This is a genomic window from Ruegeria sp. CDSA077, from assembly GCF_059612265.1.
In genome coordinates, this window is sequence record NZ_JBXWQG010000001.1 from 689382 (window position 1) to 701884 (window position 12503).

Consider the following 12503-nt stretch of genomic DNA (forward strand, 5'->3'; position numbering starts at 1 on the left):
TGCCAGAATGGGAGTAGATATCTGTTCCATGCCACGCAGGACCGCATCATCTCAATTCGTGATCATGCGGATCTATGCAAAAAAGGCTCCGCCGGAGGGCGGAGCCTTGTGAACAGTTTTGCCGCTGATCAGTTCAGAGAGTAGGTCAACTGAAGGCCGACGCTCCAGGCAGAGTTGCCGCTGAATTCACCACCCGTGGTGGTTGTCGCATCGCCAATGTCCGTATAACGGACACCGCCCGAGATCTGAGCATTTTCCACGGTGTAAGTACCGCCTACGCCAATGCTCCAGAAACCGTCAGTCGGCCCCAAGTTTGATACTTCGGTACCATTCGACTTTTCGTAAGATGTGGATATCGCGCCAGAAAAAGCCTCTGAGAACTGATATCCCATTCCAAGAGTATAGGTGAATGTGTCGTCGTCAAAGTCGACGAGGTTGTCCCCAACGATCCCGACATAGGCGGCAGGTGCCACTACTGTCTGAGGCCAGTCAACCCAGCGGATCGATCCGAACACCAGCGTTTTTGGGGCAACCCCGGTCTGGAAATCCAGGTTGATGGATTGCGGTGTCTCGACCCTGGTCGTGTCATCGATTGTTTGCAACCCGGCGGGGACGGGCGGCACTACGTTGAACGACTCGGTCGACGACAGATCGTGAGTGATCTTGGAGTTGTAGACCAGCGAAACCCGAGCTGCGATTTCAGGTTTTTCCCAGGCAACCCCGACGAGATAACCAAAGTCAGTATCGGCATCCGCATCAAATTCGTATCCGGCTGCTGCCGGTACAACGACTTTTGCGCTAGCACGTTGCGCGCGAATACCGCCAATGGCGCTGAAGCCACCGTCAAGCTTGTAGCGCAGCAATGCGGTGAGGGAGTCGACATCAGCGCTGGCTCTCAGAATCCCGCTGCGTCCTCCAAACGCTGCAGTTGGATTCTGCGACAGGGGATAGTCGGCGGAATACCCAATATCCGCACCGAATGGTTCGTCATAGATCAGCGCAAAGTCCAGTTTGTCAGTAAATGAACGTTTGTAAGCCAGGCCCGGTGAGAAGAAAGCATTCGACACATCACCTGATTCTACGCCATTTTGTTCACCGCTTACGTCAGGTGACGCATATCCAAGACGAAGTTGGACCACGGATCCCTCTTCGAAAATGATATTGATTCCCTGTCCACTACGGTCCAGACCACCGGCTTGAATGCTTGTTGCGCCCACGCACAAAGCACACGCCTGTAGAAGCGTCTTCTTCATCCATTCCTCCCAATTATATCGCTAAGTTGCGCGAATTTGTGGTGTCTGCGCACAACCGAGTTATTCTTACAGGTGGATTTCACTCTCTCAACAATAGCTGGTCAACGGGTGACTGAACGTTACCCTTAGTGAGTGTTGCGAGAATCTGTTGCTAAACTGTTACGGTTTTCCGACTGAACGTTAAGGAAGATACCCACAAAAATGACAGCAGCCCCCACGAGCGTCCACTGATCGAGAGCCTCATGATAGAAAAGCATACCGACAATCGCGATTGTAGGAAGGCGCGCAAAATCGAATGGGATCACAACCGTAGCCGGTGCGATTGAGAGTGCATTCGTAATGCAGAAATGCGCTAATAGGCCTGCAAGCCCTACAAGCAAAAGCCAAGGCGCGGTTGCCATCGTTGGTAACGCAAGTTCTCCGTCGATCGCAGAGGCTGCCAGCCCAAGACCAGCCTGTATAACGGTCAGCCAGAACATGATGCACCCGATGCTTGCAGAACGCGTGAGTTTTTTGGTGGAAATTGTAGTCAAAGCGAAGAACACCGCCGACATCGCGGCGGCGACAATTCCTGCGCTTAACGGAACAGCCCCCGGTCGTGCGACTATAAGGATACCAGCAAAACCGATAAGTGCTGAAAGGACCCGCACGACTGTCAACCGCTCGGCGAGAAGCATCGGGGACAGCAGGATCACCCAAATCGGTTGCGTAAACTCAAGTGCAAAGACCTGTGCCAGTGGTGCCACGGAAACAGCGTAGAACCAGAGATTCTGACCGGTGAAATGCAGGGTATTTCGTACCCCGTGAAGGCCAATCCGTTCGGTCGATACCTGATGCCACTTTCCGGTAACCGTCAGGACAAGGCTGACCACGCACATGCCGACCAGGCTGCGATAAAACATGATTTCAAAGGTGTCATGGGTGACGCTCAGCTCACGTCCGGCCACGGCCATAGACGTAAAAGATGCGATTGCCCCGATCATCCACAGCGCGGCTTTGCCGATTTGGGGTTTGCTGCTTTCCATTGAGTTGCTCGCGCACTAGGAGTTCTACAATGTTGATTGGTAACCAAATATTTGTGACGCAGAAACAAAAAAGCCGGGCGCTGGCCCGGCTTGTTTTTATTCCCACTCGATTGTGCCCGGAGGCTTCGACGTGATGTCATAGGTGCATCGGTTGATGCCTTTGACCTCATTGATGATCCGGGTGGCGGTTTCGCCCAGGAATTCATGACTGAACGGGTAATAGTCGGCGGTCATTCCGTCGACTGAGGTAACTGCCCGCAGGGCGCAGGCATAGTCGTACGTGCGGCCATCGCCCATGACGCCGACGGTTCGAACCGGTAGGATCGCCACGAAGGCCTGCCAGATATCATCATAAAGCCCGTGTCTGCGAATCTGGTCGATATAGATCGCATCGGCTTCGCGCAGGATATCTAGTTTTTCGCGGGTGATTTCACCGGGGCAACGGATTGCCAGACCAGGGCCGGGGAAGGGGTGGCGGCCGATAAAGCTTTGGGGCAGGCCCAGCTCGCGTCCCAATGCGCGCACTTCGTCCTTGAACAGTTCGCGCAGCGGTTCAACCAGTTTCAGGCCCATTTTCTCTGGCAGACCACCAACATTGTGGTGGCTTTTGATCGTGACCGAAGGCCCGCCCGAGAACGAAACGGATTCAATCACATCAGGGTAGAGGGTACCTTGGGCCAGGAATTCGGCCCCGTCGATCGTGTCGGCATGTTTCTGGAACACGTCGATGAATAGCTTGCCAATTATCTTGCGCTTGGTTTCCGGGTCGCTTTGCCCCTCAAGCTCACCTAGGAACAGATCGCTTTCATCCGCGTGGATCAGCCGAATATTATAGTTGTCGCGGAACATGCCGACGACTTCGTCAGCCTCGTTCTTGCGCAACAGGCCGTGATCAACGAACACACAGGTCAGCTGGTCGCCAATCGCCTCGTGGATCAGGATCGCCGCGACCGAACTATCGACACCTCCGGACAGACCGCAGATCACTTGTTTATCGCCCACTTGTTCGCGGATCGTCGCGATCATCTGCTCACGATAGGCACCCATGGTCCAATCGCCGCTGAACCCGGCGAGCTTTACAAAATTCTCATAAAGCTTGGCGCCCTTTGGTGTGTGGTGCACCTCGGGATGGAACTGAACTGCATAAAAATGGCGGGATGTGTCTGCGGTGATCGCAAACGGTGCGTTGGGCGAGGTGCCATAAACCTGAAACCCCGGCGCGATTTCACTGACATGGTCGCCGTGACTCATCCAGACCTGTTCATCGCCGTCGGTGAACCAGCCATCGAGAATATCCAGTTGGCCTTTGGGGGTCACAAAGGCGCGGCCGAACTCTGCGGTGCCATGGCCGCTTTCGACCTTGCCGCCCAACTGATGCATCATCACTTGCTGCCCATAGCAGATACCAAGGATGGGAACGCCAATGTCAAAGATTTCCTGCGGGACCCGCGGAGACCCTTCTCGTGTCACGCTATCGGGACCGCCCGAGAAAATAACGGCCTTTGGGGCCATTTTCCGAACAAAGTCCGTGGTAACATTCTGATAAGGATGGATTTCACAATAGACATTCAGCTCGCGCAGGCGGCGCGCAATCAGTTGCGTTACCTGGCTGCCGAAGTCGATGATCAGAAGGCGGTCATGGGTGTCTTGGGTCATGGGTCTGCTACTAGGTTGCGAAGATGATAAGCGCAAGGGATTTCAAGTGGAATAGACACGCCAGTTGGTCGCGGTTAGGGCCCGCTAGTCTGGTGGACGGTCCCGAAACGAATGACGAAGACCCGCGCGACTTTAAAAACATGTGCTGGGTCATTTGTGGCGGTTGTCCCCGACATTTTGTCGCTTTTTCCCCTATAGCGCCGTTATCCACGACTGCCATTGCGGCGGGTTCCTGTAACACACATGTAAATTCAACAACTGATACGGGATTTTCTCATGACAGAGGCAAACACCCGGCGCAGGGCGAGAGGTGGCGGTGGCGCTGCCCGCCGGGCCGAACGTACAGCGGTTCGTATCGAGACCGCAAAGTACATCGAACGCAATATTCCGAATTTCGAGGTTCTCAACGAAGAAGCGTTGCAGATCATCGAAACAAATGCGGAAACGCTTCTGGCCGAAGTCGGCGTCAATTTTGTCGACAACCCTGCGGCGCTGGAACGTTGGAAAGACGCGGGCGCCGATGTGGATGGCGAACGGGTGCGCATCCCACGCGGCCTTGCGCGCGAGTTGATCAAAACTGCGCCAAGCGAGTTCACGCAGCACGCAAGAAACCCTGAAAAGTCCGTTGTCATCGGCGGTCGCAATCTGGTTCTGGCGCCGGTCTATGGCCCTCCGTTCGTGCGTGATGCGCAAGGTGGCCGTCGCTATGCGACCATGGACGATTTCAACAAGTTCGTGAAACTGGCTTACATGTCAAAGTGGCTGCACCACTCGGGCGGTACTGTGTGCGAACCCACAGACGTTCCGGTGAACAAGCGTCACCTGGACATGCTGATGGCGCATATGACCTTATCGGACAAGCCATTCATGGGCTCGGTCACCGATCCCAGCCGCGCTCAGGATTCGGTGGAAATGTGTGAGGTCCTGTTCGGCAAAGAGTTTGTTCAGGAAAACACGGTCATGACTTCGCTGACCAACATCAACTCGCCGATGACCTTCGACGATGTGATGATGGGGTCGCTGGAAGTCTACGCCAGGAATAATCAGGCCTGCATCATCTCGCCGTTCATCGTCGGTGGTGCGATGGCGCCGGTTTCGATAGCGGGGACATTGACACAGGTTCTAGCCGAAGTTTTGGCCGGTGTCGCCTACAGTCAGATCATCCGCCCGGGAGCGCCTGCTATCTTTGGTGCTTTCGTTTCGTCGATCGACATGAACTCAGGCGCGCCAACCTTTGGCACACCCGAGGCGTCAATGGTTACCTATGGCGCGGGACAGCTGGCGCGGCGTCTGGGTCTGCCGTTCCGCTCAGCCGGGTCGTTCTGTGGCTCGAAACTGCCCGATGCGCAGGCCGCTTATGAGACCGCGAACTCGCTGAACATGGGGCTGATGGCGGGTGTGAACTTCATGCTGCATTCCTGCGGCTGGCTAGAAGGTGGCCTGGTTGCGGACTTTGAAAAGTTCGTCATGGACGCAGATCAGCTTGGCGTTCTGCACGGTCTGGCCAAGGGTGTGGCCTATGACGAAAACGCCCAGGCCATGGACGCAATCCGCGAGGTCGGCCCGGGCGGCCACTATCTGGGTTGTGCTCATACGCAGGCAAACTTCAAAGAGGCGTTCTGGAAGTCCGACCTGCTGGACTACAAACCTTACGAAACCTGGGAAGACGAGGGTGCGCGCGATACGCGACAGTTGGCCTCGTCTCGGGTCGAGCATTTGATTGCCAACTACAAGCAACCGGAACTCGACCCGGGAATTCACAGCGCTTTGGCCGAATATGTTGAAAAGAAAAAGGCCTCTATGCCGGACGCTTTCAGCTGATAACTGAAAACTGTGAGGCGCGGCTGGCTTTGTACAGCTGCGCCTCACCCAATAGCGCGATCAGAAGGTCCAAATGACGGACCAGCGAATAGCCTGCATCTTCTGCCAGTCTCTGCGCGTTAACCTCTCGTTCAATATCCATCAAACGCATCAGCGCCGCACCCGACCCAGGTAGCGATCCGTACCCAAGTATGCGTTGCAGGTGGCGGTCCCGATCATAGTCCTGCGCCCCGTGCTTGGCTGCCCGTGCCAATAGGCTGGGGCGGCGGAGGGCGGAAATCATGGTCATCAGGTCCTGCATATTTGGGCTCCACGTGTTGGATTAATGTTGCCCAATTTGTTACACAACCTAAGCGGGTGTTGCCTTAATCGGGTTCTCCCCGAACTCTCGCTTCATGAGTGTTTATGAATTTGAATGAAATCTGGTCATCACCTCCGGCAGTTAACGAACGAGTAACGAAAGCGACTCTAGTTAGAATTGGTTAACAAAGTCACCGGGGGCGATAGAGAACAGATTGTTTCGTCGATGAGGGCACAGAACTATGGAAAACAACATGGCTTTCACCATTCCGGCTTGGGTACCTGAGGGGGCACAGCGATACCTGGCCCACACAGAAACCGGCCAGTCGATCCGCGATATTGCGCGATCTGCGGGGTGCCATGCTTCGACCATTCTTAGACAAATCCGCCGAATTGAGATGCGTCGTGACGATCCATTGGTGGATGCGGCTTTGCAGTCGTTGGCCGAAGAACATTTTTCGGTCAATGATGCTTCTGATCGAACGGTTTCAGCGTTCAGTCATGATTCACACGTCGAAAAAGAAGAGGAATTCAACCACGAGGCCCTAAGGGTACTGCGCAGACTGTGTGAGACCGGTTCGGTCCTGGCTGTCGCTGAAGAAATGAACAAAGCAGTGGTGGTGCGCGATACCGGCGACGCCGCTGCGACCAGGACTGCGGTGGTTGATTGCAAGATCGCACAGGCATTGGCGTTGAAGGATTGGATTTCCTGCGACAACCCAGGCCGGATATCGCGCTACCGGATTACTAGCGCGGGCCGTACGGCACTGAGCCAGTTAATGGCCGATTTCGAGAACCAGGCAAGGTCTCGCAACGAACATGGAATGGCAGACGCGCCTGCTTCGTTTCATGGGGCGCCCTCTCACGCGACGACAAATCGCGCCCATCCAGAACGTCCCAGAAGAATGCGCTATTGCGCCGCAGAAAGCCCGCTGATCGCCCTGGCAAGGCGTCGGGATCGGGATGGAAAGCCGTTTTTAGATGAAGCACTTGTCGGGGCAGGAGAGCGCCTACGTGAGGATTTTGAACTGGCTCAGATCGGACCTCAGGTTGCGCAGAACTGGGACCATTTCCTGACTGCCGGTGGGCGCGGAAGTTTTGGAAGCGACGACACTGGCAACCGGGGTTCTTCAGAAGCGCGCGACCGCGTAGAGCGTGCATTGTCTGATCTTGGACCGGGGCTGAGCGACGTGGCTTTGCGCTGCTGTTGCTATCTGGAGGGGTTGGAATTGGCGGAAAAGCGAATGGGGTGGTCAGCGCGGTCCGGCAAAATCGTTTTGCGTATCGCATTACAGCGCCTGAAACGTCACTACCAGGATCAGGAAGAGCGCAGCCGTATGATCGGATAACGCTTTGATCGGTTTTGGTTGCGGTTTCAGGGTGGAGTGATAGCTAGGGGTTATGAACTTTACCCTTCGACAGCTCCTATATTTTAACGCTGTTGCGCAGCAGCGCAACTTTGGGCGGGCGGCGCAGATGTGTAACGTTTCGCAACCGGCATTATCGGTTCAGATCAAGGCGTTAGAAGAGACCCTCGGTGGTGCCCTGTTCGAGCGTAAGGCCCGTGACATATTGCTTACCCCTTTGGGGCGGGATGTGCTTGAATATGCGCGTCAGATACTTGGTGCCTCGGACAGGCTCGACCAATTTGCCAAGGATCACTCAAGCGGGCATCGGTCTTTGTCGATCGGAATAATCCCGACGATTGCGCCCTATGTTCTGCCAGGTGTTCTGGCGGGGTTAAGGGCGGCCGATGTTTCTTTGAGAGTGCAGATACGTGAAGCGCGGACAGAGCGCCTGTTGACGATGCTGCGCGCTGGTGAGATCGACGCAGGTGTGATCGCGCTGCCCTCCGGGGGAAGCGAATTGTTCGAACTTCCCTTGTTCGAGGATCGGTTCTTATTGGCCGGAAGTTCGGCACGGTTGCGCAATTTTTCCAGCGATACAGAGCGTTTGCGCCCTTTGGACCTTCAAAATGCACAGCTTATGCTACTGGATGATGGGCACTGTTTGACGGATCAGGCCTTGGAGGTTTGTGGTCAGGACCGCAGCAGCGGTCTGATTAACATGGGTGCCTCGTCTTTGGCGACATTATCCCGTTTGGTTGCCGAAGGGTTTGGATTGACGCTCATGCCAGAGCTTGCCGCCCGTTCCGAATCCGACGCGGTACCGGGTCTTGAGCTGATGCGATTTGCCTCGCCGCAGCCCGCAAGGACAGTGGGGCTAGTTCGTCGATCTTCTACCTCGCAAGAAGATTGGTTCGAAAGCCTGGCGGATACCATTCGGACCGTCGGCGAGAGCATTGTCACGCAAACGCGCTAGTCACAAAAAAGCCCGCCTGAAGCGGGCTTTTCTGTTGAGGACGAACTCAGGCCAGTTCCGGCTCTTTGACTTCGTTCAGATGTTTCATCAGGTTTTCCGGTGACGAAACGCCATAGGGATCCTCGGGGCAGTTATCCATCAGTCCAGGCTCTTCAAACCAGGCTTCTACGATGCCGTCATTGATGATGGCCGCATAGCGCCAGGACCGCATGCCAAAGCCTAGATTATCTTTGTCGACCAACATGCCCATTTTACGTGTGAACTCGCCCGAGCCATCAGGGATGACCTTGACGTTTTTCAAGCCTTGATCCTGTGCCCATTTGTTCATGACAAAGCTGTCATTCACGGACATGCAATAGATTTCGTCCACACCTGCGGCTTTGAAATCTGCGTGGCCGTTTTCAAAACCGGGCAACTGATAGGTCGAACATGTCGGGGTGAATGCGCCAGGCAGTGAGAACAGAATCACGCGCTTTCCTGCGAAATAGTCCGCCGTGGTCTTGTCTTCCCAGCGGAAGGGGTTTGGTCCTTCGACAGAGGCGTCTCGGACGCGGGTGTGAAAGGTCACTTCGGGCAGTTTGGTGCCAGATTTCATGATCGAACTCCTGTGAATCACGTACGGTTTTCGTGGACTTAAAAGGATTCCAAATCCGCTTCAATGGCGGATGTTCCAGGTGCGTCAGAATTTACCTGACAACGCGTAAGTTGCAGTTAATGATAGGAAATTATTTAGAATTTTGGCCCTGAGACGTCAAAGTCTTTCACCCTGATGCATAGCGGCTATGCATGGGTGGTGTAATAGCAGAGGTCAGTTTATGTTATGGGTAAACCGAATTGACCCAAAGTCAGAAAGACAGGCCGTGCGCGATCTGAACATTCCCGAACAAAGACACCCAGAAAAGGCTCATCGGCCCGACAATTCGCAGCCGAAAAAGCCCAGTTGGATACGCGTCAAAGCGCCCGGTGGTCAGGGTTATGCCGACACGCGCAAGATCATGCGTGACAACAATCTGGTTACGGTCTGTGAAGAAGCCGGATGCCCCAATGTCGGTGAATGTTGGAGCCAGGGCCACGCGACCATGATGATCATGGGCGAGATTTGTACTCGCGGCTGTACCTTTTGCAACATCGCCACCGGTCGCCCGGATTCGCTGGATGCGTTTGAACCGGGTCGCGTTGCTCATGCGGTTGAAAAGCTGGGGTTGAACCATGTGGTCATCACCTCTGTCGACCGCGATGACCTTGCAGATGGCGGGGCAGAGCATTTTGCGCAGACCATTCGCGCCGTGCGTCACCGGTCTCCGGGTACGACGATTGAAATACTGACGCCTGACTTTCTGAAATGCGAGCCGTCCGTTCTAGAAGTTGTCGTTGAGGCAAAGCCAGACGTCTTTAACCATAATCTTGAAACCGTACCCGGCCTCTATCCCGAAGTGCGCCCGGGCGCGCGGTATTTCCACTCTTTGCGTCTATTGCAGCGCGTGAAAGAGCTGGACCCGTCGGTCTTTACCAAATCCGGGATCATGGTCGGTTTGGGTGAGGATGGTCAGCAGGTCCGGCAGGTCATGGATGATATGCGCGCCGCTGAAATTGATTTCCTGACCATCGGTCAGTATCTGCAGCCCACGCCCAAACACCACGGAGTCGATCGGTTTGTGACGCCCGAAGAATTTGCAGCCTATGAAAAGGCGGCATTTGGCAAAGGGTTCCTGATGGTATCGGCCACACCTTTGACCCGGTCGTCTTATCACGCCGGAGACGATTTCGCCCGGCTGCGCGAAGCCCGGAACAACAAGCTGGGGCTTGCATGACGCCAGCGCGCCTGGCTGAGCTGGTCAAACTGCGCCAAGCACTGCATCGGATCCCAGAAATTTCAGGGGCCGAGGAACAGACCGCCGCATTGGTTGAAAATCAACTGCGGTTTTGTAAACCCGACCAGTTGCTAACCGGTTTGGGTGGCCACGGGGTAGCCGCCGTTTTCGACGGTGTGTCCAAAGGGTGCACGGTTTTGATCCGGTGCGAATTGGACGGATTGCCGATCCCCGAAATCTCGAACCAGCCTTATCGGTCCATTCACGAAGGCCAGGGCCATCTGTGCGGACATGACGGGCATATGACGATGGTGATTGCCTTGGCCGAATGGCTTTCGGTCAACCGTCCCGCCCAAGGTCGGGTGGTGCTGTTGTTTCAGCCTGCGGAGGAAACCGGCAAAGGTGCTATGCAGGTGATTGCAGACCCGCAGTTCAGTTCAATCGTGCCTGACTACGCATTTTCGCTGCACAATCTGCCGGGGTTGCCAATAGGTCAGGTCGCTCTGTGTTCTGGGGCGGCAAGTTGCGCCTCGCGCGGGATGCGTATCCGGTTGTTCGGCAAAACCTCTCATGCTGCCGCGCCTCAGGATGGGGTTTCGCCCGCCCGAGCGATCTCGCGCCTACTGCCCGCTCTGACGGCGCTTTCAGAAGGTGATGATCTGGGGCCTGAGTTTGCCTTGGTCACCCTGACACATGCGCGACTGGGTGAGGCCAGTTTCGGCATCGCACCGGGGCAGGGAGAGTTATGGGCCACTTTGCGTACAGTTACTGACGCGCGCATGGCGCAGCTTTTAGTCGATGCCCGCGCGCTGGTTGAACAGGTTGCCACCAGCGAAGGGTTAACCTGCAAAATCGAATATGATGACATATTCGACGCCTGTACCAATCATTCTGAGGCAGTTTCTATCTTGCAAGCAGCGGGGCGTTCATCCGGGCATCCGATGCAGATGTGTGACACCCCGCAGCGCTGGTCCGAGGATTTCGGCCAGTTCGGCAAGCTCGCAAAAACGGCGATGTTCTGGCTAGGATCAGGGGCTGATCAGCCCCAATTACACAACCCCGATTACGACTTCCCTGACCAGGCTCTACCTGTTGGGGTCAGTGTTTTCACCGCCGTGATTGACGCGCTGCTGAACTCATAGACCATATTCAACCCTTTGCCGGTGATGGTGGTTCACTGGTTTGCATGACAGTCAGATGTTTTCGCGCAGGATCTGCACCACTTCATCATGTGCGGCCCGTGCAGCGGGGATGTGTTTGGCAAAGTGAATAAAGGGGTGGGTCAGGTTCTTTTTCAGCCGGACGTCCGTCCTGACGCCCGCTTCTTTCAGTTTTTCGCCATAGGCGAGACCTTCGTCGCGCAGGGGGTCAAAACCGGCGACCATCAGCGCTGCGGGGCAGACTCCTTCGACGTCCCCAAGCAAAGGCGAGGCCAGGGGATCCAGAGCGTCTGCTTCGGTGCGAAGGTAATGTTCTGTATACCATTCCATCTCGGGCTTTTCGAGGAGGAACCCAAGGTCGAACAGCTCATAGGAGCGCGTCTGTTTGCTCATATCGACCCAAGGCACCCAAAGCATCTGGAACCTGGGCGGATGGTCGGCGGTCTTGCGCTGCTGAGCGACAACAGCCGCAATATTGCCCCCGGCACTGTCGCCTCCGATCGAAATCCGGTCGGGGTCGAATCCCAATTCGGCGGCTTCTGAAACGACCCCGTCATAGGCGGCCAGACAGTCGATGATTCCGACAGGGAACTGATGCTCGGGCGAAAGGCGATAGTCGACGGCCAGTACGACGCAGTTGACCTCGAATGCAATCCGGTTGCAGACCTCACGATGCGTCGTGAGCGATCCCATCGCATATCCGCCGCCGTGGTAGAAAACGAATACAGGCGCTTTCTCGGGCAGTCCATTGGGCCGATGGGTTTCACAATTTATGGGCCCGTTTGGGCCACTAAAGACATGTTTGGTGATAGGCACATCCGGGCTGAGTGGAAAGGCCAGCCAATGGGCCTTGATGTCGTAATCCAAGCGCTTTTGTTGGATCGGAGGGATAACGCCGGGCGGGTCCGAAAAATTCTTGACGATGTAGCTGATCAAGGGGTCCAGGGTCTGACCATCTTTCTGGATCGGAGGGCCGCCCAGCACGCGAAGGACAGGCGCGGGCAGGCGACAAATGGCGCGCGAGGCAGTCCTGAGCATTGCGTTTTTCAATTCGAGCCCTCTTTTCTGATGCCATCCGAACATTGGATTAGTTTATGAAAAGGCGCAGTTTTCCGGCTTTCAGTCAACCAAAAGAAACAGAGAAACCTGGCACCA

General features: G+C 55.5%; 11 protein-coding genes. 5 read left to right on the top strand and 6 right to left on the bottom strand.

The window, feature by feature from the left end; all coding sequences use genetic code 11:
* Positions 1 to 128: 128 nt before the first annotated feature.
* From AC2FLE_RS03460 to guaA, 3 genes are all read right to left on the bottom strand, one after another.
* Entirely contained in the window at positions 129 to 1253 is a 1125-nt protein-coding gene (locus tag AC2FLE_RS03460) for an OmpP1/FadL family transporter (RefSeq protein ID WP_142634147.1), read from the bottom strand.
* A gap of 125 nt (positions 1254 to 1378) precedes the next feature.
* Positions 1379 to 2278, bottom strand: a complete 900-nt coding sequence (locus tag AC2FLE_RS03465; protein ID WP_142634145.1) for a DMT family transporter — start codon at positions 2276 to 2278, stop codon at positions 1379 to 1381.
* Between the two features lie 96 nt (positions 2279 to 2374).
* Positions 2375 to 3934, bottom strand: a complete 1560-nt coding sequence (gene guaA, locus AC2FLE_RS03470) for a glutamine-hydrolyzing GMP synthase (RefSeq protein WP_496695267.1) — start codon at positions 3932 to 3934, stop codon at positions 2375 to 2377.
* A 276-nt stretch (positions 3935 to 4210) separates the two neighbouring features.
* Here guaA and AC2FLE_RS03475 point away from each other — a divergent pair, with 276 nt between their 5' ends.
* On the top strand, positions 4211 to 5755 hold the full coding sequence (locus AC2FLE_RS03475) for a trimethylamine methyltransferase family protein (RefSeq protein ID WP_496695269.1): 1545 nt from the start codon (positions 4211 to 4213) through the stop codon (positions 5753 to 5755).
* Here AC2FLE_RS03475 and AC2FLE_RS03480 read toward each other — a convergent pair.
* Complete coding sequence (locus AC2FLE_RS03480) at positions 5748 to 6056, bottom strand: DUF6477 family protein (RefSeq protein ID WP_496695271.1); 309 nt, start codon at positions 6054 to 6056, stop codon at positions 5748 to 5750. The genes AC2FLE_RS03475 and AC2FLE_RS03480 overlap by 8 nt on opposite strands.
* Before the next feature lie 241 nt (positions 6057 to 6297).
* Between AC2FLE_RS03480 and AC2FLE_RS03485 the strand changes: the two genes are divergently transcribed.
* Entirely contained in the window at positions 6298 to 7404 is a 1107-nt protein-coding gene (locus AC2FLE_RS03485; protein ID WP_496695272.1) for a DUF6456 domain-containing protein, read from the top strand.
* 52 nt (positions 7405 to 7456) lie between these two features.
* Positions 7457 to 8377, top strand: a complete 921-nt coding sequence (locus AC2FLE_RS03490) for a hydrogen peroxide-inducible genes activator (protein ID WP_496695274.1) — start codon at positions 7457 to 7459, stop codon at positions 8375 to 8377.
* A 46-nt stretch (positions 8378 to 8423) separates the two neighbouring features.
* Here the strand turns inward: AC2FLE_RS03490 and AC2FLE_RS03495 are convergent, their stop codons facing one another.
* On the bottom strand, positions 8424 to 8972 hold the full coding sequence (locus AC2FLE_RS03495) for a peroxiredoxin (RefSeq protein ID WP_496687851.1): 549 nt from the start codon (positions 8970 to 8972) through the stop codon (positions 8424 to 8426).
* Positions 8973 to 9237: 265 nt separating this feature from the next.
* Here AC2FLE_RS03495 and lipA point away from each other — a divergent pair, with 265 nt between their 5' ends.
* Together lipA and AC2FLE_RS03505 are read left to right on the top strand one after the other, a co-directional pair.
* Positions 9238 to 10188: a lipoyl synthase gene (gene lipA, locus AC2FLE_RS03500; RefSeq protein ID WP_496696084.1), complete on the top strand. Its 951-nt coding sequence runs from the start codon at positions 9238 to 9240 to the stop codon at positions 10186 to 10188.
* Complete coding sequence (locus AC2FLE_RS03505; RefSeq protein WP_496695277.1) at positions 10185 to 11330, top strand: amidohydrolase; 1146 nt, start codon at positions 10185 to 10187, stop codon at positions 11328 to 11330. Before lipA ends, AC2FLE_RS03505 begins: the two co-directional genes overlap by 4 nt.
* Positions 11331 to 11381: 51 nt before the next feature.
* Here AC2FLE_RS03505 and AC2FLE_RS03510 read toward each other — a convergent pair whose 3' ends face one another.
* On the bottom strand, positions 11382 to 12398 hold the full coding sequence (locus AC2FLE_RS03510) for an alpha/beta hydrolase (protein WP_496695279.1): 1017 nt from the start codon (positions 12396 to 12398) through the stop codon (positions 11382 to 11384).
* Positions 12399 to 12503: the final 105 nt, after the last annotated feature.